Origin of the sequence: Rhodobacter capsulatus, assembly GCF_052363175.1 — a bacterium.
GTDB classification, from domain to species: domain Bacteria; phylum Pseudomonadota; class Alphaproteobacteria; order Rhodobacterales; family Rhodobacteraceae; genus Rhodobacter; species Rhodobacter capsulatus_D.
The window spans coordinates 981,227-1,006,624 of sequence record NZ_CP198946.1 but is presented as its reverse complement, the minus strand read 5'-3'; the positions used below and the strand labels follow the sequence as shown (position 1 = coordinate 1,006,624).

Genomic DNA, 25,398 nt, shown 5'->3' with positions numbered 1-25,398 from the left:
CGCAACAGCGGCGCCGGTTCAAGGAGACGACCATGCTGGATGCGACCCTTTCGACGACAGGGGCCCAAGGCCGCAGACATTATGACGGCGAGTTCATCCTCGAAGTGGATGGGGTGCGCAAGGAATTCCCGGGCGTCGTGGCGCTCGACAATGTGCAATTGAAGATCCGTCCGGGCTCGGTCCATGCGCTGATGGGCGAGAATGGCGCGGGCAAGTCGACGCTGATGAAGATCATCGCCGGGGTCTACAACCCCGACCGGGGCGAAGTGCGCTTTGCCGGGGAAAAGCTGGTGATCCGCACGCCGATCGACGCGCTGAACTGCGGCATCGCGATGATCCATCAGGAACTGAACCTGATGAACACGATGACGGTGGCGGAAAACGTCTGGATCCGCCGCGAGCCGAAGGGCGCCTTCGGTCTGATCGATCATTCGCGCATGGTCGCGATGACGGCCGAGCTTTTTGCCAGCCTGAACATCCATCTCGATCCGCTGGCGATCGTCGGCGATCTGACCGTCGCGCAAAAGCAGATGATCGAGATCGCGAAAGCGGTCAGCTACAATTCCGACGTGCTGATCATGGACGAACCCACCTCGGCGATCACCGAGAGCGAGGTCGAGCATCTGTTCGCGATCATCCGCGATCTGCGCGCGCGCGGCGTGGGCATCGTCTACATCACCCACAAGATGAATGAAATCTTTGAAATCGCAGACGAATTGACCGTCTTCCGCGATGGCAAATACATCTCGACCGTTCCGGCCTCCGAGGTCACGCGCGACGACATCATCCGCATGATGGTCGGTCGCGAGATCACCGAGATGTTCCCGAAGGTCGATTGCCCGATCGGCGAGGTGATCCTCGATGTGCAGAATCTGAGCCTGCCGGGGGTCTTCGACAACATCAGCTTCAAGCTGCGCAAGGGCGAGATTCTGGGCGTCGCGGGGCTTGTCGGCTCCGGCCGGTCGAACGTGGCGGAGGCGCTCTTCGGCGTGCATCCGGCGGAAACGGGCGACATCTGGATCAACGGCGAGCATGTCGTGATGACCTCGCCTCAGGTCGCGATGGAGCACGGCCTCGCCTTCCTGACCGAGGATCGCAAGGAAACCGGCTGCTTCCTCGTGCTGGATTGCCTCGAGAACATGCAGATGGCGCTGATCACCCGCGACAAGGTGAATGGCGCGGGCTTCGTGCAGCAGGCCGAGGTGACGCGGCTGGTGCAGGAGTATTCCGCCAAGCTGCGGGTGAAGACGCCGAACCTTGCCGAGCGGGTCGAGAACCTGTCCGGCGGCAACCAGCAGAAATTGCTGATCGCGCGCTGGCTGCTGACCAACCCGCGCATCCTTATTCTCGATGAACCCACCCGCGGCATCGACGTGGGGGCCAAATCCGAAATTCACCGCCTGATCACCGCCCTCGCCGGGCAGGGTGTGGCGGTGCTGATGATCTCGTCCGAACTTCCCGAAGTTCTGGGCATGTCCGACCGCATCATGGTGATGCACGAGGGGCGCGTGAGCGGTTTCCTTGACCGCGCCGAGGCCACTCAGGTGCGCGTGATGGAACTGGCGGCGAAATAGGGGGAGCCGATGGCCATGCAAGACACATACACGACCGGGGCCGAGATCAAGGCCGCGCCAAGGCGCCTGCCGCCCGAGGTCAACATCCTGTTCGTTCTGGTGGGCATCGCGCTCGTCTTCGAAATCCTTGGCTGGATCTTTCAGGGGCAGTCGTTCCTGATGTCGATCGACCGGCTGAAGATCATGATCCTGCAGGTTTCGGTGATCGGGATCATCTCGGTCGGCGTGACGCAGGTGATCATCTCGGGGGGCATCGATCTGTCCTCGGGCTCGGTCGTCGGCGCCGTGGCGATGTTCGCGATGAGCTTCGCGCAGGTCTCGACCTATGCCCGCGCGGTCTACCCCGAACTGACCGACCTGCCCGCAATCGTGCCGATCCTGCTGGGGCTTCTGGCGGGCGCGCTCGTCGGCGGCATCAACGGGGTGCTGATCGCCTATACCCGCATCCCGCCCTTCATCGCCACGCTGGGCACGATGGTGACGGCACGCGGCTTTGCGAAATGGTATACCAAGGGCCAGCCGATTTCCTTTCCGACCGACGGTTTTGCCTTCATCGGCAAAGGGATGATGCCGGTCGTGATCTTCCTTCTGGTTGCGGCCATCTTCCATGTGGCGATGAAATACACCCGCTACGGCAAGTTCACCTATGCGATCGGCGCCAATGCCCAGGCCGCCCGCGTCTCCGGCATCAATGTCGAAAAGCATCTGATCAAGGTCTATGTCGTCGCCGCCACGCTGGCCGCGCTCGCCGGGATGGTCGTCGCCGCCCGCGGTCAGACTGCGCAAGCGGGCATGGGGCTCGCCTATGAACTCGACGCCATCGCGATGGCGGTGATCGGCGGCGTGTCGCTGACCGGGGGTCGCGGATCGATCATCGGCACGATGATCGGGATGGTGATCTTCGGCGTGATCATCTCGGGGTTCACCTTCCTGCGCCTCGACGCTTACTATCAGGAAATGATCAAGGGCGTGATCATCGTCGCCGCCGTTGTTGCCGACGTCTACCGGCAAAAGAAACGCAGCAAGAAATCCTGACATTTCGATTTCCCCCTGTCCGCTCGACGGGCAGGGGGTTACCCCCCGGAGGAGATCCCATGAAACGCATGTTCGTGACCACTGCGCTTGTTTTGTGCGCCCTGCCCGCCGCTGCCGAGACGAAGATCGGTGTCAGCATGACGAGCTTCGACAACCCGTTCCTGACGATCCTTCTCAATGGGATCAAGGCCGAGGCCGCCAAGGACAGCACCGTGACGCTCAGCCTGGAAGACGCGCAGCTCGACGTGGCCAAGCAACTCAATCAGGTGCAGAATTTCGTCGCGAATGGCGTCGATGCGATCATCGTGAACCCGGTCGACGGCGCCTCGACCCCCGCCATGACCGCACTGGCGACGGAAGCGGGTATCCCGCTTGTCTATGTCAACCACCCGCCCGCCGAACATGCCGCGATGCCCGCGGGCACCAGCTTCATCGGCTCGAACGAGGTCGACAGCGGCACGATGGAAACGAAGGCCGTCTGCCAGATGCTCGGCGGCAAGGGCGACGTGCTGGTGCTGATGGGGCCGCTGGAAAACGAAGCCTCGCTGGTGCGCACCAAGGACATCGAGGACGTGATCGCCACGCCCGAATGCTCCGGCATGAAGATCCTCGACAAGCAGGTCGGCAACTGGAACCGCACGCAGGGTCAGGACATCACGACGAACTGGCTGACCACGGGGATGCATTTCGACGCGATCATCGCCAACAACGACGAGATGGCCATCGGCGCCATTCAGGCGCTGAAGGGCGCGGGCGTCGACATGGGCTCGGTCGTGGTTGCGGGCATTGATGCCACGCCTGATGGTCTGGCCGCGATGGCGGCGGGCGATCTCGATGTGACGGTGTTCCAGAACGCCACGAAACAGGGCGAGGTCGCGCTGTCCTCGGCCGTGGCGATGACGAAGGGCGAGAAGGTGGATGGCAACATCTGGATCCCATTCGAACCCGTCACCAAAGAAAACATGTCGCAATATCAATAACCTGATCGGCGGGGATTCCCTCTCTTCCTCCCCCGCCTCCCCCCGAAGGATGACCCGATGACCCGCCCCATGCCTGACAAATCCCTTGGCGTTGCCCTGATCGGCACCGGCTTCATGGGCAAATGCCATGCCATGGCTTGGCGGACCGTCGCGGCCACCTTCGGGGGGGCCCATCCCCGGCTGGAAGTGCTCTGCGACCTGCCCGAGGAAAAGGCGCAGGCCTTTGCCGCGCAATTCGGTTTTGCCCGGGCGACCTCCGACTGGCAGGCGGCCTGCAGCGATCCGGCGGTCGATGTCGTCTCGATCACCGCGCCGAACGGGCTGCACCGCCCGATGGCCGAAGCCGCGCTGAAAGCGGGCAAGCACGTCTGGCTGGAAAAGCCGATGGCGCTGACCTTGGCCGACGCGCAGGCGATGGCCGATCTGGCCGCCGCGCATCCGGGTCAGGTGACGATCCTTGGCTACAACTACCTGCGCAGCCCCGCTTTCCAGCAGGCGGTCGCCCTCGTTCAATCCGGCGCGATCGGTTCGCCGATGGCCTTCCGCGGCGTTTATGACGAAGACTATTCCGCCGATCCCTCCCTCCCCTGGTCGTGGCGGATGACGCGCGCGGGGGGCGGTCTGGGCGCCCTGGGCGATCTGGGCTGCCACCTCGTATCGCAGATGCTGGCGCTGATGGGGCCGGTGGCCGAACTCACCGCGCTGACCCATATTTCGGTGCCGATGCGCCCCTCGCCCGACGGCATGAAGCCGATCGAGAACGAGGATTCGGCGCTCGCCCTGCTCAAGTTCGAAAGCGGCGCGCAGGGGTCGTTTGCCACCTCGCGCGTGGCCCGCGGCCGCAAATGCCGTCTGCAATGGGAAGTGCATGGCACCGACGGCACACTGATCTTCGATCAGGAAAACATGAACGAGCTTTGGCTGCACCGCAAAGGCGAGGCCGGGTTCACCCGTCACCTCACCGGCCCCGATCAGCCCGATTTCGCCGCCTTCTGCCCCGCGCCCGGCCACAACTTCGGCTTCAACGAGCAGAAGGTGATCGAGGCCCGCGATCTGCTGTCGGCGATTGCGGGCGGTCCGGCCTGCGGCCCGGATTTCGCGCAGGGCCTCGTCATCGAAAAAATCATCCATGCGATGGCGGCCTCGCAGGGCCGTCCGGTAACCCCCTGAGGTATCAGTGATGAGGATCGCGCTCGACCCCTTCATGCACCGCCATCTGAGCCTTGAGGCCCTGCCCTCGAAGGTCGCGGAACTTGGCTACGATTGGATTGAACTCAGCCCGCGGGCCGATTTCCTCGAATGGTTCAAGGCGCCTCGGGTGTTCCCCGACCGGGTGAAGTCGTTCAAAAAGGCGCTCTCCGACGCCAATGTGCAGATCGCCTCGATCCTGCCGATGTATCGCTGGGCCAGCAACGACGAGGGCGAGCGGCAGGCCGCCGTCAAGCACTGGAAACGCGCGCTCGAAATCTGTGTCGAGATGGGCGTCGACACGATGAACTCGGAATTCGGCCGGGGGCCGCACCCGGACAAGGGCTCGTGCTACTGCTGCCATACCGGCTCGATGATCGAGACCTGCGAGGATGCCTGGTGGCGCTCGATGGAAGAGCTGGTGCCGCTTTTCGAGCGCGAAGGCGTGAACCTGCACATCGAACCCCACCCCGAGGATTGGTGCGAGACGCTGCAACCGGCGCTCGACATCATCCGCACGGTGAACAGCCCGCGGGTGAAGTTCCTCTATTGCGCGCCGCATACGTTCTATTTCGGCGACGACACCAAGGCGATGATCCGCGAAGCCGCCGACGTGCTCGCGCATGTCCATGTCGGCGACACGTTCAACCACAAGGCGTCGTCGGGTCTGCGCTACATCCTGAACCCGCCCGGCACGCAGGCGCGCGTGCACCAGCATCTGAACATCGGTCAGGGCGAAGTGCCTTGGGACGACTTCTTCGGCACGCTCCACGAGGTGGGTTTCGACGGCATCATGACCGCCTGCGTCTTCGCCTGGGAAGACAGGGCGGATCAGTCCTCCAGCTTCATGCGTGCTGAAATGCAACGCTACATCGACAAATTCTGGAAATGAGGTTCCTGAAATGACTGTGAAAATCGGGGTTATCGGCACCGGCGCCATCGGTCGCGACCATGCCCGCCGCATCGAGCAGGTTCTGGCAGGCGGCAAGATCACCGCGCTGACCGACGTGAACATGGCCTCGGCAGAGGCGGTCAAGGCCGAAATCGCCCCCGATGCCGAACTGTTCGCCACCGGCGAAGAGCTGATCGCCTCGGCCAATGTCGATGCGGTTCTGGTCTGCTCCTGGGGCCAAACGCATGAACAATATGTTCTTGCCGCCATCGCCGCGGGCAAACCGTGTTTCTGCGAAAAGCCGCTCGCGACCACGGCGGACGGCGCCAAGCGCATCGTCGATGCCGAGGTGGCGGCGGGCAAGCGTCTGGTGCAGGTGGGCTTCATGCGCCGTTATGATGCGGGCTATGTCGCACTGAAAGCGGCGGTCGAAAACCACACCGGCGCGCCGCTGATGGTGCATGCCGCGCATCGCAACCCGCGCGTCGGCGTGAATTACGTCACGCCAATGGCGATCCATGACACGCTGATCCATGAAATCGACGTGTTCCGCTGGCTGCTCGATGACGATTACACCGAGGCCCGCGTGACCTTCCCGCGCAAATGCCCCCGCAGCCACGAAAAGCTGCGCGACCCGCAGATCGTGACGCTGAAAACCGCCAAGGGCGTCGTCATCGACACCGAGATCTTCGTGAACTGCCACTACGGCTACGACATTCAATGCGAAGTCGTGGGCGAGGATGGCATTGCGAAACTGCCCGAGCCGATGGCGATCCAGATGCGTCTGGGCGCGAAGCTGCAAAACGAGATCCTGACGGATTGGAAAGATCGTTTCGTCGGTGCCTATGACGTGGAACTGCAGGACTTCCTGCAAGCGGCCGCGCGCGGCACCGCCTCGGGCCCGACCTCGTGGGATGGCTATATGGCTGCCGTCACCTCGGACGCCTGCGTGAAGGCGCAGGAGTGTGAGGGCGAAGCAGTCGCCATCTCTTATCCCGCCCGTCCGGCGCTTTACGCGTAAGGGGGAAGCCATGCGCCTTGCGCTCAACCACATCGCGGCCCCGAAACTGCCGCTGCGCGAATTTTGCGAGATGGCGAAGCGGCTCGGCACGACCGAGGTCGAGATCCGCAACGATCTGCCCGACGTGATGAGCACGTGGAAAGCGGCCGATGTGAAAGCCGCGGCCGAGGATGCGGGCGTGACGATCCTGACGATCAACGCGCTGTATCCGTTCAACGTCTGGTCGGGCGATCTGCCCGCCAAGGCGGAGCGGATGGCCGATTATGCCGCAGCCTGCGGGGCGAAGGCTTTGGTCATGTGCCCCCTGAACGAGGGCCGGGCGGTGGCGCATTCGCAGGTTGTGGCGGCTTTGGACGCGATCAAGCCGATGCTGAAATCGCGCGGGCTGATGGGGCTGGTCGAGCCGCTCGGCTTCCCGGTCTCATCCTTGCGCACCAAGCGCGAGGCGATCGCGGCGATCACCGAAGCGGGCGATGATGGCACCTTCCGGCTGCTGCACGACACCTTCCACCACCATCTGGCGGGCGAGACCGAGTTTTACCCGCAGCGCACGGCGCTGGTGCATATCTCGGGCGTGACCGATCCGGATCTGCTGGTGGGCGGCATGCTCGATGCGCATCGGGTGCTGGTCGATGCCCATGACCGGCTGGAAAACCTGGCGCAGATCAAGGCGCTTCTGGCGGGCGGCTATGCCGGTCCGTTCAGCTTCGAGCCGTTTGCCACCGAAGTGCACGATCTGACCGACCCGGAAGCGGCGCTGGCCCAGAGCATCGCCTTCGTGAAGGCCGGACTCTGACGGTTTCCGGGCGTACTGCGCCCGGACCCGAACGGGGGGGGCTGCCGCCCCCCGCACCCCCTGCCCGGAGGAGGAGCCAGATGGCCCCTCCGGACCACCCCGAGCCGATAGGACCGAAAGATGAAGACCCTTGATGTGATCACCATAGGCCGGGCTGGCGTGGACCTTTACGGGACGCAAGTGGGCGGGCGGCTCGAGGATATGGGGTCGTTTCAGAAATATATCGGCGGCTCGCCGACGAATATCGCCTGCGGTACGGCGCGGCTCGGGCTACGCTCGGCGCTGATCACGCGGGTGGGCGACGAGCATATGGGGCGGTTCATCCGCGAGCAGCTCGTGCGCGAGGGCGTCGACGTGCGCGGCGTGAAGACCGATCCCGAGCGGCTCACCGCGCTCGTCATCCTCGGCATCCGCGACGAGGAGCAGTTTCCCCTGATCTTCTATCGCGAGAATTGCGCCGACATGGCGCTTTGCGAGGCCGATATCGAGGAGGGGTTCATCGCCGAAGCCCGCTCGGTTCTGGCCACCGGCACGCATCTGTCGAACCCGCGCACCGAGGCGGCCGTGCTGAAGGCGCTGGCCCTGGCACGCAAGCATGGGGCGAAGACGGCGCTCGATATCGATTACCGCCCGAACCTGTGGGGCGTGGCGGGGCATGGCGAAGGCGAAAGCCGCTTTGTCGAAAGCGCCAAGGTGACGGCGAAGCTTCTGGGAACGCTGCATCTTTTCGATCTGATCGTCGGCACGGAAGAGGAATTCCATATCGCGGGCGGCACCACCGACACGATTGCGGCTTTGCGTGCGGTGCGGGCGGTCAGTGCCGCGACGCTCGTTTGCAAACGCGGCGCCAAGGGCGCGGTGGCCTTTGAAGGCGCCATTCCCGACAGTCTCGATGACGGCCAAAGCGGCCCCGGTTTCCCGATCGAGGTCTTCAACGTGCTCGGCGCCGGGGACGGGTTCTTTTCGGGGCTGCTGAAGGGCTGGCTCGATGGCGAGGCCTGGCCGCGCGCGCTGGAATATGCCAATGCCTGCGGGGCTTTCGCGGTCAGCCGCCACGGCTGCACCCCGGCCTATCCGAGCCTTGAGGAGCTGAAGTTTTTCCTCAAACGCGGGGTCGTGCGGCCCGATCTGCGCAATGATGCCGAGCTTGAGCAGGTGCATTGGGCGACCACCCGCAAGGGCGATTGGTCGACGATGCGGGTCTTTGCCTTCGACCACCGGATGCAGCTGGAGCAACTGCCCGGCTTCACCGCAGACAAGGGCAGCCGGTTCAAGGAGTTGTGTCTGGCCGCCGCGCGCGAGGTGCAGGGCGGGCGGCCCGGCTACGGCATCCTGTGCGACAACCGCATCGGCCGGAAGGCGCTGCATGCGGCAAGCGGAACCGGGCTCTGGATCGGGCGGCCCTGCGAATGGCCGGGCTCGCGGCCGCTGGAGCTTGAGCCCGAGCTTGGCCCCGATTGCGGCGGCCTTGAAACATGGGCGCGCGAGAATGTGGTGAAGGTGCTCGCCTTCTGCCACCCCGATGATGCGCCCGAACTGCGCCGCGGGCAGGAGGCGACGGTGCAGCGGCTTTACACGGCCGCGCGGCGCAACAGTCTGGAATTCCTTCTGGAAATCATCCCGTCGAAGGTCGGTCCGGTGACCGAGACGACGACGGCAACGCTGATCCGGCAGTTCTACGCGGCCGGGGTTTACCCCGACTGGTGGAAGCTGGAACCGATGGCGACGCGGGCTGCCTGGGCCGCGGCCTGCGCCGCCATCGAAGAAAACGACCCGCATACGCGCGGCATCGTCGTGCTGGGGCTCGATGCGCCCGAGGAAGAGCTCGCCGAAAGCTTCGCCGTCGCCGCGGGCTTCCCGCTGGTGAAGGGCTTTGCGGTGGGCCGGACGATCTTTGGCGTCGTCGCGCGGGCCTGGTTCGAGGGCGACCTCGGCGACGCGGAAGCGGTGGCGGAAATGGCGCGGCGCTATGCGCGGCTTTGCACGGTCTGGGACCGGGCACGGGTCGGCGCGCGGGGGCACGTGGCGGCGCGGTGAGTTGGGCCGACTGGGGGCGCTGCCCCCAGACCCCCGGGATATTTGAAGCAAGATAAAGGGGTTGGGGGCTTTTGCCCTTGATCCGAGGAGGCGAAAGATGGCGGGTGAGACGATCCGGTTGACGGCGGCGCAGGCGATGATGCGCTGGCTTTCGGTGCAGATGACCGAGGAAGGCGAGCGCTTCCTCGAAGGCGTCTGGGCGATTTTCGGGCACGGCAACGTGGCGGGGATCGGCGAGGCGCTGCATGGGATCGGCGACGCGCTGCCGACCTGGCGCGGCCAGAACGAGCAGACGATGGCCCATGCGGCGATTGCTTATGCCAAGACGATGAAGCGGCGCCGGGCGATGGCGGTGACCTCCTCGATCGGGCCGGGCGCGACGAACATGGTGACGGCGGCGGCGCTGGCGCATGTGAACCGCTTGCCCGTGCTCTTCATTCCGGGCGATGTCTTTGCGAACCGCCGCCCCGATCCGGTGCTGCAGCAGATCGAGGATTTCGACGACGGCACGATTTCGGCGAATGACTGCTTCCGCCCGGTGGTGCGCTATTTCGACCGGATTTCGCGGCCCGAGCATCTGCTGACCGCCCTGCCCCGCGCTTTCGCGGTGATGACCGATCCGGCCAATTGCGGCCCGGTCTGTCTCGCCTTCTGTCAGGATGTGCAGGCCGAGGCTTTCGACTATCCGGTCGAGTTCTTCGCCCCGAAGGTCTGGCGCATTCGCCGCCCCGAGCCGGATCTGCACGAACTGGCCGAGGTCGTGACCCTGATCAAGGCGGCCAAAGCCCCGGTGATCGTCGCGGGCGGCGGGGTGATCTATTCCGGTGCCGAGGCCGATCTGGCGGCTTTCGCAAAGGCCCACAACATTCCCTTTGTCGAGACGCAGGCGGGCAAGGGCGCGAATGGCTGGGACGATGCTTTCAACTTCGGCTCGCCCGGGGTGACGGGCTCGGCCTGTGCGAATGAGTTGTGCGCCAAGGCCGATCTGGTGCTCGGCGTCGGCACGCGGTTTCAGGATTTCACCACCGGGTCCTGGACGGTTTTCGGGGCCGAAGGGCGCAAGCTCGTGAGCATCAACCTTGCGGGCTATGACGCGCTGAAGCACGGGGCCGTGGGGCTTGTCGGCGATGCCAGGGTCTGCCTGCAGAAGATTTCCGCGGCGCTTGGCGATCACAAGGCACCGGCCTTTGACGCGGCCTCGCGGCTGGCGTGGCAGGTGGCGGTGAAGGTCGTCACCGCGCCGCCCGCGCAGGATCCTGCGAACACTCTGCCCAGTGACGCGCAGGTGATCGGCGCGGTGCAGCGGGTGGTGACCAAGGACAGCATCGTGATGTGCGCGGCGGGTACGATGCCGGGGGCGTTGCAGGTGCTCTGGCAGGCGGCGCCGGGCGGCTATCACATGGAATACGGCTATTCCTGCATGGGCTACGAGGTGGCAGGGGCGCTGGGAATTGCGCTCGCCCGCCCCGGGAAAGAGGTGATCTGTTTCGTCGGTGACGGCAGCTACATGATGGCGAACAGCGAGTTGGCCACCGCGGTGATGCGGCACGTGCCCTTCACCATCGTGCTGACCGACAACCGTGGCTATGGCTGCATCAACCGGCTGCAGCAGGCCTGCGGCGGGGCTGAATTCAACAACCTTTACAAGGACTGCCGCATCGAAGAGGGGCCGCGGATCGATTTCGTCGCCCATGCGGCCGCGATGGGGGCGCATGCCGAGAAGGTCGACTCGATCGCCGATCTTGAAGCCGCGATCGTGGCCGCGCGCGGGCGCAAGATCCCGAGCGTGATCCTGATCGAAACCGATCCGGTGCCGGGCACCGGTGCGGGCGGGCATTGGTGGGATGTCGCCGTGCCGCAAGTGGGCGGGCCGGAGCGGCTTGAGGCGGCGCGCGAGCGTTATGTGAAGGCCGCCGCCCGGCAGAATGTCGTGAACTGAACCGACGGCCGGGGGCTTTGCCCCCCGGACCCCCAGCGTATTTGGGCCAAGAAAAAACAAGGCCCGGGAAAAGAGGAAAAGATGATCCTTTACGGCACGAACCCCATCGCCTGGGCGAATGACGACGATCAGACGATTGGCGCCGATATTCCGACCGAGCAGATCCTGCGCGAAGCGGGCCGCGAGATCGGCTTTGACGGTATCGAGAATGGCCACCGCTGGCCCGAGGATCCGGTCGCGCTGAAGGCGCTGCTGGGGTCTTACGGGCTCAAGTTCGTCTCGGGCTGGTATTCGACCAATCTGCTCGTTGGCTCGGTCGAGGACGAGATCAAGGCGGTACAGGGGCATCTGGCGAAGCTGAAGGAGAACGGCTGCAAGGTCTGCATCGTCTGCGAATGCTCGAACACCGTGCATGGCAGCCCGACGACGCCGGTCAATGCGCGGCCGCGCCTGAGCGCCGAAGAAATGGTCGCCTTTGGCGCAAAGATCGAGGCCTTTGCGGCCTATCTGGCCTCCGAGGGCGTGACGCTGGCCTATCACCACCACATGGGCACCGTGGTCGAAAGCCCGGAAGAAATCGACGCCTTCATGGCCGCGACCGGGCCGCATACGCATCTGCTGTTCGACGCCGGGCACTGCACCTTTGGCGGCGGCAACCCCGAAGTTGTGCTGGCCAAACACGTCGGTCGGGTGGCGCATTTCCATGCCAAGAACATCCGTCGCGCGATCTGCGACCGGGTCCGGGCCGAGGATCTGTCCTTCCTGCAGGGCGTTCTGGCAGGGGCTTTCACCGTGCCGGGCGATCCCGAAGGGGCGATCGACTTTCTGCCGCTGATGCGCATCCTTGCGGGCGCACATTACAGCGGCTGGCTGGTGATCGAGGCCGAGCAGGATCCGAAGCTGCGCAATCCGCTGCAGTATCAGTCGCTGGGTCTGAAATCGCTGAAAGCGGCGGCGCGGGCGGCGGGGCTCGATGCCGGGTGCGGCTGCGGCTGTTCGTAAGGAAAGACGGGGCCAAAACACGGGGAAGGCGCTGTCTTCCCCGGACCCCATCCGGGATATTTGAGGCAAGATAAAGGGACACGGGATGTCGTTGTTGCGCAAGCCTTTCGGGGCGCATGGCAAGGTGCACGAGATCACACCGGCTTCGGCGGGCTGGCGCTATGTCGGCTTTTCGCTTTACCGGCTGCGCGCGGGCGAGACGGCGGCCGAGGCGACCGGGGGCAACGAGGTGATCCTGGTCATGGTCGAGGGCAAGGCGCATCTGACGGCAGTCGGGCAGGATTGGGGCGTGCTCGGCGCGCGGATGAACGTGTTTGAGAAGACCCCGCCGCATTGTCTTTATGTGCCGAACGGGCAGGACTGGTCCGCCGTGGCCGAGACCGATTGCACGATTGCCGTCTGTGCCGCGCCGGGCAAGGGCGGGCATCCTGCGCGCAAGATTGGCCCCGAGGGGATCACGCTGACGCCGCGCGGCAAGGGCGGAAACACCCGCCACATCAACAACATCGCGATGGAAAACGAGGATTATTGCGACAGCCTGCTGGTCACCGAGGTCTTCACCCCGGCGGGCCACTGGTCGTCCTATCCGAGCCATCGCCATGACGAGGACGACTTTCCCCGCATCACTTACCTTGAGGAGACCTATTACCACCGGCTGAACCCGGCGCAGGGTTGGGCGGTGCAGCGGGTCTATACCGAGGATGGGACGCTGGACGAAACGATGGCGGTGAAGGACGGCGATGTGGTGCTGGTGCCGCGCGGTCATCACCCCTGCGGCGCGCCCTATGGCTTCGAGATGTATTACCTCAACGTCATGGCTGGACCGCGACGGAACTGGCGTTTCCAGCCCGATCCCGCCAGCGAATGGATCCTGACCCGGGATGCCTGAAAAGCGGCGCGCGGCCCCGCGCCCGCGCGGGGCTGTTGCGATCCCCCGCGTCGTCGTGTCACGCAGGGATATCCACTCTTCGGGGCCCCGATGACCGATTCGCTTCCGCTCGTGCCGCAGGGCGCGGCCTTCTTTCCCGTCGACACCCCGGGCGAGACCCGCAAATACGCGTTCCTGCTCGTGCCGGGCTTCACCCTGCTTGCCTTTTCCTCGGCGGTGGAGCCGCTGCGGATTGCCAATCAGCTGTCGCAACAGCCGCTTTATCAATGGCGGCTGCTGTCAGAGGGGGGCGAGGCCGTCGCCTCGTCCTCGGGGATTTCGGTCTGCACCGATGGGCCGCTCGCCCCCCTGCCCCGCGACACCCGGCTGTTCGTCTGCTCGGGCAATCCGGCCGCGGCCGCCGCGGCGGAGGCGGTGGTGGCGCTGGTGCGGGCGCATGCACGCTTTGGCGGCACCGTGGGCGGGATCTGCACCGGCGCCGTCGCGCTGGCCAAGGCGGGTTTGCTGGACCGCGCAAGTTTCACCCTGCATTGGGAAAACCAGCCCGCCTTTTGCGAGGATTTTCCCGAACTGACGCCCACGCCCGCGATGTTCGAGATCGAGGCGAAGGTGATGACCTGCGGTGGCGGCGCGGCCTCGACCGACATGATGATTTCGCTGATCGCGCAGGATCATGGCGCGGAATTCGCCGCGATGGTCTCGGAGATGTGCCTGCGCAAGGTGATGGTGGGGGTCGATGCGGCGCAACGCTCGGCGCTGTCGGTGCTGATCCGCTCGCGCAATCCGGGGCTGATCGCGATGGTGGCGCGGATGAAGGCGCATCTGGAAGACCCGGTGCCGCTGGCCGAGATCGTCACCGCCTCGGGCTATTCGCGCCGCCATGTGGAGCGGATGTTCCTCTCGGTGCTGGGCGAGACGCCCGGGGATTTCTACCGCGGCCTGCGGCTTGATCACGCCCGCAACCTGCTGTCCACCACCGAAATGACGCTGATCGAGGTCGCCGTCGCCTGCGGATTTTCGACCGTGGCGCATTTCTCGCGCAGCTTCCGCGCCCGGTTCGGGGTGGCGCCGACGAAATTCAACCGCACGCTCAGCGCCCCGGCGGCCCAGCCGCGCTAGCTGCGCCCGGCCAGCCGGTCGAGCCCCGCCAGCAGATCGGGCACCATCCCGGCGGTTTCCATGTGTCGGCGCAAGCTCTGGTTGTAGCCCCCTTCGGTATCAAGCGCGGCCAGCAGATCGGCGACCGGCCCGGCCTGCAGACTGGCCCCGACCAGATGGCGCAGGAAGGCCTCGCCCGCCGCCGGATCGCGGCTGCGCGCCGCAAGCCAGCCCGCGGTTTCCTGCACCAGCAGCGCCACCGGCGACAGCACCGCCTGCGCGGCCAGCCAATCGGTCAGCTCGGACTCGGCGCCGAGCGCATAGATCCGGTTGCGCGCCCCGAACAGCGTCTCGATCAACGCGGTCTCGCCACAGGCGAGGATCGGCGAGCCCCCCGTCGCGATCGCCGGATAGGGCAGCATCACCGCCTCGACCCGGGCCGGAGCAACCCATTGCGCGACCTGCGCCAGCGTCGCCCCCGCCATCAGCGAGATCACCCGCTGATCGGCGCGAAAGCCAACGCCGGGCAGAAGCTGCGCCGCCGTCTCGGCCACAAGGCCGAGGATCACCACCTCGGAGCGCTCCAGCACCGCCTGATTGGGCGCGATGGTGACACAGGCGCAGTCCCGCGCCAGCGCCGCCGCATGGGCCGCGCCGCGTTCGGAGACGGTGATCTCGTGCCCGTCGTCCGCAATGCCGCGCACCACGGCGCTCGCAATCGTACCCGTCCCCAGAATTCCGATCCGCATCCGCTTCTCCCTGACACCCCCCCAGACAAGCCGCCCACAACAGGATTGCCAAGGGAATTCGGCGCGCCGCGGAAAGAATTATCCGAGCAAAAGATTCAGCCTTTACATATCCGATTGAATCAGTCAGGTTTATCTCATCGTTCACAACCCGCCGAGGTTCACGTCATGACCCTTGCCCTTTTCTCCCGCAGTCGTCCGGCCGTGCCCCAGCACGACGACCGGGCACAGGTTCCGTTTTCGCTGTCCGACCTCGTCGCCGCGCTCAGCACCGGGTTCGACCATGCGCAATGGTATGAAACGATGCTGGATCGGCGGGAGGGGCGCGCATGAACATGACTCTTCCGATGCCGGGCAGCGCCACGCCAGTCCTTCCGGCGCATGATGCGCGCATTCTGACCAGGGGCGGCAACCTGGCGCAGATCGATCTCGACGGACAAACCTATACGCTGCGTATCACGCGGCAGGGAAAGCTGATCCTGACCAAATGATCCCCGGTCAGGAGCGTCTCCCCGAACTCTCTCATCGCTGACTTGGGGCCGGGAAACCGGTCCCTTTTTTCATTTCAGCTGACTGTCTTTCGAGGCACGCCGGTTGATGCCCGGCCGCGGTTGCCGGGCCTTGGCGGCATCGCGATCGGCGGCGCAATCGCGGCAGAGCTTCACGCCAGGCACGGCTTGCCGACGCTCTTCGGGGATCGGCTCGTCGCAGTCGATGCAGGTCCGCGCGCTTTCGCCCACCAGACCCCGCCGCGCCGCCATGCGCTTGAGCTCGTCCTCGATCGAGGCGTCGATCTGATCCTGAACCGCGCCATCACGCGCCCAACCACCGGCCATGCAAACTCCTCCTGCAGCGCCAGTCTGGCAGGACGGATCGCATTCGTCAAAGCTGGAAGGATGGAGCGGGTGACGGGAATCGAACCCGTGTCTCTAGCTTGGAAGGCTAGGGTCTTACCATTACACAACACCCGCGTAGAGGGCGTCTTACAACCCGAAATCGCGGCTTGCAAGAGGAAGGACAGCCTCCGCCCCCCGGCCGGTGCCCAAACAGGGGGCGCCCCCTCGATCTGACGACCCTTGGCGCAAATCGGCATGAAAGCGTTAATTTTTCGTTAACCATATTATGATCCCCTGAGTCGGGGAGGGAACTGTCCTGCATGGTTCATGCGGGGCCGGGGGGACATATATGCTCAATGTGCCGGTTTTCGGTGGGGCCACCGGAGAGGTGAGAACCAGCGCCCGCGACGGCCCGCCGCCGCCGCTGACGATCGATTTCGACGCGACCGGTCGGATCACTGCGCTTGCCGGATCTTCCGAGATGCTCGGTCGCAGCGGCCCAAAGCCCTGTGGCACTCTTTTTGTCAATTTGTTCATCCCCCCCGATCAGCCGCATCTTGCGGAGTGGCTCGCCTCGCCCGAAACCGCGACGACGCTGCGCCTGACACTCAGCCGGAGTCTGCTGCCCCCCCTGCCCTGCCATGTCACGCTGCTGCGCCTTGCCCCCGACCAAGGCGGGCGCGCGCTCCTGACCGATGCGGCCAATGCCGAAGATGTCGCCCGCCTGCGCGACGAATGCGACCATCTCGCCCATTATGTCGATGACACCTGGCTTGGCACCTGGGCCTGGAACGTGCAGACCGGCGAGACCCGCTTCAACGACCATTGGGCCGCGATCGTCGGTTACCAGCTGGACGAACTCTCGCCCGTCAGCATCAAGACCTGGCTGCAGCTCTGTCACCCCGACGATCTGGCACGCTCGAACCATGAATTGCAGCGCCATTTCAAGGGCGAAACCGAGTGGTACGAGGTCGAGGCCCGGATGCGGCGCAAGGATGGCGGCTGGGTCTGGGTGCGCGATGTCGGGCGGTTGCAAAGTCGCGATGCGCAGGGACGCCCGGAATGGATGTATGGCGTACATCGCAACATCGACGCGGTGAAAGCACGCGAGGGGCAATTGCGCCGGGTGCAGGGGCTGCTCGAAAAGGCGGGGGCGCTTGCGGGTTTCGGCTGCTGGGAGCTCGACCTGCGGACGCAGGAAATCTACTGGTCCGACGAAACCTGCCGCATCCATGGCATGCCCCCCGGAACGGCGCCCTCGCTTGACAAGGCGATCGAGTTTTACGCCCCCGAGGCCCGCCCGATCGTCGCCGCCGCCGTCGAGACCGCGATGCAGGATGGCACGCCTTGGCAATTCGAACTGCCGCTGATCCGGGCCGATGGCACGCGGATCTGGGTGCTGTCTCTGGGAGAGGTGCAGTTCGAGGACGACCTGCCCGTGCGCATCGCCGGGGCATTTCAGGACATCACCGCGCGCAAGGAAAGCGAACGCAAGCTGGCCGAAGCCGCGGCCGAGATCCAGATCGCCCACGAGCGGCTCAACACGATCGCACAGAATGCGCCCGGGGCACTTTTCGAATTGCGCCGCGAGACCGACGGCCGGATCTGGTTTCCCTATTTCACCTGCAAATTTGCCGAATTGCTGGGCGTGCCCGAAAGCGTCATGACCGAGGGCGGCCCCCCCGTTTTCCGCAACATCCCGCCAGAAGATTTCGACGCGGTACTGAACGCCTTCCTTGTCTCGCGGCAGTCGCTCAACCTGCTTGAGGCGCGCCACCGGGTGATCGACGCCAACGGCGCGGTGCGCTGGATCAATCTCTGGGCCTCGCCCTCGGCGCAGCCCGACGGAGCTGTGCGCTGGTTCGGCAAGGCGCTCGACATCACCGAACGGCTGCAGATCGATGCCCGGGTCGGCGCCGCCGCGGAAGAAGTGCGCCTGGCCCATGCCCGCATCGCCTCTATCCTTGATATCGTGCCGGTCGGGCTGTTCGAATTCCGGCTGCACCCCGATGGCCGCACCGATTTCCCTTACACAAGCGGCCGGTTCAGCGAGCTTGTCGGCCGCAACCGGGCCGAGATCGAGCGGCTCGGCGGCGAGCTGCTGGCCCGGGTTCTGCCCGAGGACCGGCCCGCGATGGACGAGCTGACCCGGATCAGCGCGGCCGAGCTGACACCCTGGCGGATGCGGTTTCGCTACGACCACCCCGAACGCGGAACGATCTGGCTGACGGCCGCCTCGATCCCCGAGGCGAAACCCGATGGTTCGGTAATCTGGGCCGGGGCACTTTACGACGCCACACCGGATGTCACCCGCGAATCCGAGCTGGAGCGCGCCTATGCGCTGGCCGAGCAGATGCGCAATGAAAACGAGCATCTGGCTTTGCACGACGGGCTGACCCGGCTGCCGAACCGGCGCTATTTCGACCGCCACATCGACGCCCGGCTGCGCGCGGCCGAGGCGGGTCAGGGTCCGCGCGACTGCGTGCTGATCCAGATCGACCTCGACCATTTCAAGCATGTGAACGACACACTCGGCCACGAGGCGGGGGATCAGGTGCTGATCCGGGTTGCCGATCTTTTGCGCCACACCCTGCAGGCGGATGATTTTGCCGCCCGGCTTGGGGGCGACGAATTCTGTCTGCTGCTCGCCCCGGGCACCACCGAAGTGCGCGCCCGCACCATCGTCGAGCGGCTGCGCCGGGGGCTGGACGAGCCCTTGCGCTATCGCGGCCATCCCTGCCGGATCAGCGCCTCCTTTGGCGTGGTGATCGCCGATGACATGACCGATCTGGCCGAGGAATTGCAGCTTTACGCCGATGCCGCGCTCTATCGGGCCAAGAGTGCCGGGCGCGACCGGGTCGAGATCTTTGCCCATGCGCTTGCCGAACAGATGCACCTCGACCGGCAACTGGCCGCGCAATTCCACTGGGCCTTCGAGAAGGATGAATTCGAGCCCTGGTTCCAGCCGCAGGTCTGCGCCAGCGATCTGTCGCTCGTCGGGGTCGAGGTGCTGGTGCGCTGGCGTCATCCCGAACGCGGCCTCATGACCCCCGAGGCTTTCCTGCGGGTGGCGCGGGAATTGCAGATCGTGGCAGAAATCGATCGCGTGGTGATGGAAAAGACCGCCGAGGTGCTGGACCGGCTGGAGGGCGCGGGGATCGTGGTGCCGCGGATCTCCTTCAATGTTTGCGCCGGGCGGCTGCGCGATCCCTCCTTGCCGCTGGCGGCGCGCAAGGTCGCGCGCGACCGGACCCGGGTGGCGCTCGAACTGCTGGAAACCGGAAACTGGCAGGAAGAGGACAACGACTTCCGCGAGTCCCTGGCGCGGCTGCGCGCGCAGGGGATCGAAATCGAGATCGACGATTTCGGCTCCGGGCAGACCTCGATCGTCGGGCTGATGGAGATCCGGCCCTCGGCGTTGAAGATCGACCGGCGGATCGTGGCGGCGATGCGCCGCGACACACAGGACGCCGGGTTGGTGCGCCAGATCGTGCAGATCGCCCGCAGCCTTGGCATCACCACGATTGCTGAGGGGGTGGAAACCGCGGCACAGGCGGAAACGCTGCGAACGATCGGCTGCGACAGGATGCAGGGCTTCTTCATCGCGCCGCCGCTCGACGAGGCGGGACTGCGCGCCTTCATGATCGCGCGACAAACCCCGGCGCTGGCCTCGGGCGGCGCAAGCTGATCCCGCGCCGTCTGGCCGCAAAGGCTGGGGCCTGGCTCAGGCCGCCCGGCCCCGCGGCTCAGGCGCCTGCTTGTCGGTGCGGAACTGCGAGACATTCTCCACCAGCGCATCCGCTTCGATCCGGAGCGCCCCCAGCGCGGCATTGGTCTCTTCGAACATTGCGGCATTCTGCTGCGTCACCCGATCAAGCTCGGTCGTCGCCTTCGAAATCTCGGCGATGCCGACCTCGGTCTCGCCGACGGCCCCGGCAATATGCTCGATCCGTTCGAGCGCGCCACGGATCGTGCCGACGATTTCGTGCAAGGCCCCCGCCGTCTGATCGACCATTTCGACGCCACGCCCCACATCCTGCGTCGCCGTGCCGATGATCTGCGCAATCTCGCGCGAGGCTTCGGAAGACCGCTGCGCCAGCGCCCGCACCTCCGAAGCGACGACGGCAAAGCCACGCCCGCTCTCGCCCGCCCGTGCGGCCTCGACCCCGGCGTTCAGCGCCAGAAGATTGGTCTGGAAAGCGATGTCATCGATCACCTGCAGCACCCGCTCGATCCGTTCGGAGGATTGACGGATGCTCTCCATCGCCTCCATTGCCCGCGTCGCAATGCCGTTGCCGGTCTCGGCCCGCGCCGAGATTTCCCGCATCCGCTCTTTGGCATCATTGGCGATCCCCGCCATGCTGCCGATCGAACTCGACATTTCTTCGAGCGCCGAGGCGGTTTCCTCGAGCATCGCCGCATTCTGTTCGCTGCGCCGGGCCAGATCATTGGCGGCGGTGCTGATCTCGGAACTCGAGCCGTCAATCGTCACCGAAGCCGCCTCGATCGCCAGAACCGTCCGGGCGATGCTGTCATTGGCCGCCCGCACCGAGCGCGCCATCTCGGCGAAGACGCCCACCAGCCCGTCGTGCATGTGGTAGGTCAGATCGCCCTCGGCCAGATGACGCAGCGCCTTGTTGACCTCGGCGATGCCCGCATCGGTGATCTCGCCGATCCGGTTCAGACCGGCGCAGATCTCGGCCAGCATCCCTTCCTTGTCCTCAAGCGCAATCCGGCGCGAGAAATCGCCCTCGGCGCAGGCCGTGACCATCGCCGAAATCTCGGCGGCGATGCGGCGGTCCTGCTCTGCCTGACGGCGGGCCTCCTCGGCTTCGCGGGCAAGCCGCGCCTCCTTGCCGGCCCGTTGGGCCGCCTCGCGCCGCGCTTCTTCCTGACGATGGGCCTCGCGCTCCTCCTCGGCCTTGCGGGCAATCTCCTGCCCTTCAAGGATGCTGACCCGGAAACTGTCAAGCGCACCTCCCATTTGCCCCGTCTCGCGCAGACGCGGCGCAGGCAGCACCACATCAAGATCGCCGCGGGCCATCGCATCCGCCCCCTGCACCAGCGCCCGGACGTCCGCCTCGGTCCGCCAGACCGAACGCGCCCCGGTCAGCATCGACACGAGCAAGGCCGCCAGAATGATCGCCGCGAACCCAAGGAAGCCGATGAGCGCGGACCGGGCCTTGGCATCGGCCGCGGCCCCGATCCGGCTGCCGATTTCGGTTTCGACATCTTTCATTGCCTCGATCCGGGCGGTGGCGGTGGCGAAGAACGCATCCCCCGTCACGCCGCCGATGTCTTGTGTTGTCGGAAAGGCAAAGGCGATCTCGCGCATCCGGTTCAGCTCGACAGAGGCGGGAAGCTCGTTCAGTCGCGCCAATGCGGTCAGATCTTCGGGCGTTGCAAAGGCGGAGAAAAACCGGAAAGCCTGATCCTGCTGCGCCACCATCGCGCGCATCTTCAACAGCGTCGCCGTGTCGAACTGGCCCTTGCGGAACGCCCCCGAGCCAAGCGCGCGTTCAAGCCCGGCCCGCTCCTTTGCGGTGCTGAACGCCGCATAGGCGGTGATCCGGGCATTGATCTGCGCATCGGCGCTGGCACTGGCCACGACATCGATCAGCTGCAGCACATCGTCGTTCATTTCGGTGTAATAGTCGATCGCCTCGGGCGCCGGGATCGCCCGGGCATCGATCGCCTTGCGGACCTCCGGGCTTTTGTCGAAATCGCCTGCGAGTTCGGTCAGCAAGGCCGCGATCTGCGGCGGCAGATGATCAAGGCCGATCGTCTGCGAACGCGCAAGCAGGGCCGCCCGGGCCGTGTCGCTTGCCGCCCGCTGGGCGGTCAGCTTGTCCGGAACGGTGGCGTCCTTGCCATTGAGGAACAGGCTCGTCATCCCGCGTTCAAGCTGCTGGGCATGGGCCACATTGGCCGCCGTTTCTGCCAGAGACATCAGCCGCTGCACCTCCCGGGCATCCGAAAGCGCCCACCAGCGCTCGTCAATCAGGAAGAGGCCGAAGACCAGCGCCAGAAACGCGGGCATGCCGAGCGTCGTGACCATCACGCGCCGCAGCGAGTTACGAGGAAGAGGTTTTTCCGACATTTGAAAGCACCCATTTGCAACCGAAACGAGAATGCGGATGGTTCCCTAATCTTTTGCAAAGTTGCTTTTGGCGAATCTGTCGAAGTCACGCCAGACCCCGCTTTCTTTGATAAAATCCGACGTAACCACGCCCTGAAAAGGCCGTTCACGGCGTTTTTTCGGGCAATTCCGGGGCGCACGTTCCGCAGCCCTGAATTGCAAAGTTGACAGAACGTCGCAGATCGCGATTCATACAGCCAGTTCAAACTGTTCACCTCCTCTTTTCCGGACGCCGAAGGAGCGTCTTTAGATGAATTGGAAACCCCCTTCAGATCGCGTCGGCGCGCGTGACAACTGCTTTTCGAGCCCTCCGGATCAGCCAGGCCCGGCCGCCGGACCGGTCAATGACCCTGCCGCCGAGATCGACGCCCGTTTTGCTGCGCTCGAATCGGCCCTGAGCCTCTTTCCGACCACTCCCGAGGTGCAGGCCGCGCTCGACCGGCTGCGGGTGAGTTGTGCCGAACAGGCCGCGGCGCTGGAGCTGTCCCTGCATCAGGCGCCGGACGGACTGCATATCCCCGGAGAGCTGCTGCGCCGCCTGCCGGTGCCAGTTCTGCTGGTGACCCATGCGCTGCGCATCGTCGACTGGAACGAACCCGCGCGCCGGATGCTTGATGACGACGGCAGCGGCAATCATGCGGGGGCCCTGCGCGTGGCGCTGTCGCGCAGTCAGGCGCGGGCGCTGACCGCGGCTCTGGACGCGACGATGACTCTGCCTCCGACGCCGCCGCGCGATCTTGGCGCCTCCTCGGCGCTGCGCCTGCAGATCCAGCGCCGGGACCGGCATCGGCAAAACTATCATGCCCATGTCGTCGGCACCCCGAACCGCGCAGGCGCCGAACGTTCAAGCTGGTGGGTGGTGCTGTTTCCGGTCAATGCCAGCACTTCGGCAGGCAATCCCGAATTGCTGCGTCTGTTGATCGAAAGCACGCTCGACCCGGTGACGCTGACCGATACCGACGGCCGGGTGGTGATCGCGAACAAGGCCTATGCGATGCCCTTCGGTCGCACCCCGGCCGAGATCGAGGGCAAGCGGCGCTCGCAATTCATGGAGGAAAAGCTTGCGCGCCATTACAACGGCCTTGAGGCCGGGGTGATCGCCAAGCGCAAGGGACTTCTGGTGGAAGAGACGGCGCTGCGCCCGACCCTGACCCGCAACGGTCAACCCGGCGCCCTGCGACCGACGCATCTGCTGACCGAACGACGCCCGATCTTCGACGACGATGGCGCGGTGATCGGCGTTTTCACCCGCGCCCGCGATGTCAGCGAGGAGTTGCGGATGCGCGAGGTGGAGCGGCTCGCCGAGCGGGTGTTCGAGCAATCCACCGATGCGATCGTGGTGACGGACCCGACGCTCCGGGTGGTGCGGGCAAACCCGGCCTTCGAACGGATGAGCGGCCTCGATCTGAGCACCGGACCGACCCCGCAGCTGGAGGCGCTGGTGACACCGCGCAGCGGGACGCGCTGGTTCTCGACCGGGATGCCCGAGAATGACTCCTGGCTGCGGCAGGCGCTTTCGCCGGTCGAGGGGGCCTGGCAGGGCGAGGTGGTCCTGCACAGTCAGGACGATCGCCAGCTGACCTGCTGGGCGCGGATCACCCGGCTGACCGATGCGGCGGGCACCACGCTCGGCCATGTCGCGATGCTGGCCGATCTGACGCTTCTGCGCCAGACTCAGGCCGACAACCAGCGCATGGCGCAATTCGACCAGCTGACCGGCCTGGCCAACCGCCGCCTGCTGGCAGAGCGGATCGACGACTGGATCGGCTTCAGCGAGCGCTCGGGCCAGTCGTTCGCGATGATGTATCTGGACCTGAACAAGTTCAAATCGGTGAACGACTCGCTTGGTCACGAAACCGGAGACCTGCTTTTGACGGTGATCGCCGACCGGCTGCGCGCGGCGCTTGGCGAAAACGAACTGGCGGCGCGGCTCGGCGGCGATGAATTCGTGGTGCTGATCGGCAATGTCGACGAGGCCGCGGCGCGGGTCCGGGCGGAAAAGCTGCTCGAGCATCTGGCGCGGCCGCTTGATCTTCCAGGGTTGCACAATTACCGCCCATCGGCCTCGGCGGGGATTGCCTGCTACGGCCGTCACGGCGACAGCCGCGACACGCTGCTGCGCAACTCCGATCTGGCAATGTATGCGGCGAAATCCGACCGGCAGGCCGTGATGGTCTACGAACCCTCGATGGGGGCCGAGGCGCTGCGCGAGCTGGAAACCCGGGTGGCACTGATCAACGCGCTTGAGAATGACGAATTCGAGCTGCATTTCCAGCCGATCTTCGCCCTTGATGACAAGCGGCCGCGCGGCTGCGAGGCGCTGGTGCGCTGGAACCGCCCCGGACATGGGCTGGTGATGCCGGGGGAGTTCCTGCCGATCGCCGCCAAGGCCGGGCTGATGCCCGCGATTGACAGGATGGTGCTGCGCCGCGCCGTTGCAGTGCAGGCGCGCTGGCGATGGGCGGGGCTTGTTCATGCCGACTGGACGCTGTCGATCAACCAGACCGCCTCCAGCCTTGCGGCGCAGGACTGGGCCGAGGTGCTTGATGCGGAGTTGGTGCGGGTGGGCTGGAAGACGACGAACGACGTCGCGCCGCCCTTCGGGTTGCAGATCGAACTGACCGAGGATCAGCTGGCCATCGACGTGCCGGGCGCGATGGAGGCGCTGCAGCGGCTGCGCACGATGGGAATTGCGCTCGCCATCGACGATTTCGGCACCGGCTATTCGAGCCTGACCTATCTGCGCCGAATGCCGGTGACGACGCTGAAGATCGACGCCAGTTTCGTGCGCGGGATCGAGGCCGATGGCGACGCCCGCCAGATCGTCGAGGCGATCATCGGGCTGGCGAAAAAATTCGGTTTCGTCGCGCTGGCCGAAGGGATCGAATCCGAAGCCGCGCTGCAAACGCTGATCGACCTCGGCTGCGATTATGGACAGGGCTATCTGTTCGAGCGTCCCCTGCCGCAGGCCGCGTTCGAGGCGCGCTTCTTCGGCACCGAGCCCGGTCCGATCCCCCACTCCGCGGCGGCGCTGAGCTCCAACCCATGATCGCCGCGGCGGGTCTGGAACGGCTGCGGGGGATCGCCGCAGCCCGCAACGACTCGTTGCGTTCACCGTCCTCCGGGCTTCTTTTCGGCGCCGCAGGCCCCGGCCCAGCCAGTCTCCTGCCTGTCAAATCCTGTTTGTTTCCATTGCCGTAACGTGCCGATGACCGTTCTTTACCCT

The 25,398-nt window shown here is 65.5% G+C and carries 19 protein-coding genes and 1 tRNA gene; 16 read left to right on the top strand and 4 right to left on the bottom strand.

Annotation, left to right across the window (positions count from 1 at the left end; translation table 11 throughout):
- Nucleotides 1–32 precede the first annotated feature (32 nt).
- The 12 genes from ACTTAI_RS05705 to ACTTAI_RS05650 all read left to right on the top strand — a co-directional run bounded on the left by ACTTAI_RS05705 (nucleotide 33) and on the right by ACTTAI_RS05650 (nucleotide 14,472).
- On the top strand, nucleotides 33–1,574 hold the full coding sequence (locus ACTTAI_RS05705) for a sugar ABC transporter ATP-binding protein (RefSeq protein ID WP_444454840.1): 1,542 nt from the start codon (nucleotides 33–35) through the stop codon (nucleotides 1,572–1,574).
- A 15-nt stretch (nucleotides 1,575–1,589) separates the two neighbouring features.
- Nucleotides 1,590–2,609 carry an ABC transporter permease gene (locus ACTTAI_RS05700; RefSeq protein ID WP_444455699.1) on the top strand — a complete coding sequence of 340 codons (1,020 nt, stop codon included), beginning with the start codon at nucleotides 1,590–1,592 and terminating at the stop codon, nucleotides 2,607–2,609.
- 59 nt (nucleotides 2,610–2,668) lie between these two features.
- A complete protein-coding gene (locus ACTTAI_RS05695) occupies nucleotides 2,669–3,589 on the top strand; it encodes a sugar ABC transporter substrate-binding protein (protein WP_444454839.1) in 921 nt (306 codons plus the stop codon).
- Between the two features lie 57 nt (nucleotides 3,590–3,646).
- Nucleotides 3,647–4,759, top strand: a complete 1,113-nt coding sequence (locus tag ACTTAI_RS05690; protein ID WP_444454838.1) for a Gfo/Idh/MocA family protein — start codon at nucleotides 3,647–3,649, stop codon at nucleotides 4,757–4,759.
- Between the two features lie 10 nt (nucleotides 4,760–4,769).
- Entirely contained in the window at nucleotides 4,770–5,669 is a 900-nt protein-coding gene (locus ACTTAI_RS05685) for a sugar phosphate isomerase/epimerase family protein (RefSeq protein WP_444454837.1), read from the top strand.
- 10 nt (nucleotides 5,670–5,679) lie between these two features.
- Nucleotides 5,680–6,690, top strand: a complete 1,011-nt coding sequence (locus ACTTAI_RS05680) for a Gfo/Idh/MocA family protein (protein ID WP_444454836.1) — start codon at nucleotides 5,680–5,682, stop codon at nucleotides 6,688–6,690.
- Nucleotides 6,691–6,700: 10 nt separating this feature from the next.
- The gene (locus tag ACTTAI_RS05675; protein ID WP_444454835.1) at nucleotides 6,701–7,486 is read left to right on the top strand and encodes a TIM barrel protein; all 786 of its coding nucleotides are present in this window, start codon (nucleotides 6,701–6,703) and stop codon (nucleotides 7,484–7,486) included.
- Between the two features lie 120 nt (nucleotides 7,487–7,606).
- Nucleotides 7,607–9,523, top strand: a complete 1,917-nt coding sequence (locus tag ACTTAI_RS05670; RefSeq protein WP_444454834.1) for a bifunctional 5-dehydro-2-deoxygluconokinase/5-dehydro-2-deoxyphosphogluconate aldolase — start codon at nucleotides 7,607–7,609, stop codon at nucleotides 9,521–9,523.
- A 97-nt stretch (nucleotides 9,524–9,620) separates the two neighbouring features.
- The gene (gene iolD, locus ACTTAI_RS05665) at nucleotides 9,621–11,462 is read left to right on the top strand and encodes a 3D-(3,5/4)-trihydroxycyclohexane-1,2-dione acylhydrolase (decyclizing) (RefSeq protein WP_444454833.1); all 1,842 of its coding nucleotides are present in this window, start codon (nucleotides 9,621–9,623) and stop codon (nucleotides 11,460–11,462) included.
- An 81-nt stretch (nucleotides 11,463–11,543) separates the two neighbouring features.
- A complete protein-coding gene (gene iolE, locus ACTTAI_RS05660) occupies nucleotides 11,544–12,464 on the top strand; it encodes a myo-inosose-2 dehydratase (RefSeq protein WP_444454832.1) in 921 nt (306 codons plus the stop codon).
- A gap of 85 nt (nucleotides 12,465–12,549) precedes the next feature.
- The gene (gene iolB, locus ACTTAI_RS05655; RefSeq protein ID WP_444454831.1) at nucleotides 12,550–13,353 is read left to right on the top strand and encodes a 5-deoxy-glucuronate isomerase; all 804 of its coding nucleotides are present in this window, start codon (nucleotides 12,550–12,552) and stop codon (nucleotides 13,351–13,353) included.
- Between the two features lie 90 nt (nucleotides 13,354–13,443).
- Nucleotides 13,444–14,472 carry a GlxA family transcriptional regulator gene (locus ACTTAI_RS05650; RefSeq protein ID WP_444454830.1) on the top strand — a complete coding sequence of 343 codons (1,029 nt, stop codon included), beginning with the start codon at nucleotides 13,444–13,446 and terminating at the stop codon, nucleotides 14,470–14,472.
- Here the strand turns inward: ACTTAI_RS05650 and ACTTAI_RS05645 are convergent.
- A complete protein-coding gene (locus ACTTAI_RS05645) occupies nucleotides 14,469–15,200 on the bottom strand; it encodes an NAD(P)-binding domain-containing protein (protein ID WP_444454829.1) in 732 nt (243 codons plus the stop codon). The two genes, ACTTAI_RS05650 and ACTTAI_RS05645, sit on opposite strands and share 4 nt — an antisense overlap.
- Before the next feature lie 165 nt (nucleotides 15,201–15,365).
- Here ACTTAI_RS05645 and ACTTAI_RS05640 point away from each other — a divergent pair, with 165 nt between their 5' ends.
- Both ACTTAI_RS05640 and hemP read left to right on the top strand, forming a co-directional pair.
- Entirely contained in the window at nucleotides 15,366–15,530 is a 165-nt protein-coding gene (locus ACTTAI_RS05640) for a hypothetical protein (RefSeq protein ID WP_444454828.1), read from the top strand.
- Nucleotides 15,527–15,688 carry a hemin uptake protein HemP gene (hemP, locus tag ACTTAI_RS05635; RefSeq protein ID WP_444454827.1) on the top strand — a complete coding sequence of 54 codons (162 nt, stop codon included), beginning with the start codon at nucleotides 15,527–15,529 and terminating at the stop codon, nucleotides 15,686–15,688. The genes ACTTAI_RS05640 and hemP overlap by 4 nt, the downstream gene beginning before the upstream one ends.
- Nucleotides 15,689–15,757: 69 nt before the next feature.
- On the opposite strand, the gene ACTTAI_RS05630 is transcribed toward hemP, so the two are convergent.
- Together ACTTAI_RS05630 and ACTTAI_RS05625 are read right to left on the bottom strand one after the other, a co-directional pair.
- The gene (locus tag ACTTAI_RS05630; protein ID WP_444454826.1) at nucleotides 15,758–16,033 is read right to left on the bottom strand and encodes a DksA/TraR family C4-type zinc finger protein; all 276 of its coding nucleotides are present in this window, start codon (nucleotides 16,031–16,033) and stop codon (nucleotides 15,758–15,760) included.
- Between the two features lie 61 nt (nucleotides 16,034–16,094).
- A tRNA-Gly gene (locus ACTTAI_RS05625) sits at nucleotides 16,095–16,168 on the bottom strand.
- 214 nt (nucleotides 16,169–16,382) lie between these two features.
- Between ACTTAI_RS05625 and ACTTAI_RS05620 the strand changes: the two genes are divergently transcribed.
- The gene (locus tag ACTTAI_RS05620; protein WP_444454825.1) at nucleotides 16,383–19,721 is read left to right on the top strand and encodes a sensor domain-containing protein; all 3,339 of its coding nucleotides are present in this window, start codon (nucleotides 16,383–16,385) and stop codon (nucleotides 19,719–19,721) included.
- Between the two features lie 36 nt (nucleotides 19,722–19,757).
- On the opposite strand, the gene ACTTAI_RS05615 is transcribed toward ACTTAI_RS05620, so the two are convergent.
- Complete coding sequence (locus ACTTAI_RS05615) at nucleotides 19,758–22,133, bottom strand: methyl-accepting chemotaxis protein (protein ID WP_444454824.1); 2,376 nt, start codon at nucleotides 22,131–22,133, stop codon at nucleotides 19,758–19,760.
- 289 nt (nucleotides 22,134–22,422) lie between these two features.
- Here ACTTAI_RS05615 and ACTTAI_RS05610 point away from each other — a divergent pair, with 289 nt between their 5' ends.
- Nucleotides 22,423–25,221 carry an EAL domain-containing protein gene (locus ACTTAI_RS05610; RefSeq protein WP_444454823.1) on the top strand — a complete coding sequence of 933 codons (2,799 nt, stop codon included), beginning with the start codon at nucleotides 22,423–22,425 and terminating at the stop codon, nucleotides 25,219–25,221.
- Nucleotides 25,222–25,398: the final 177 nt, after the last annotated feature.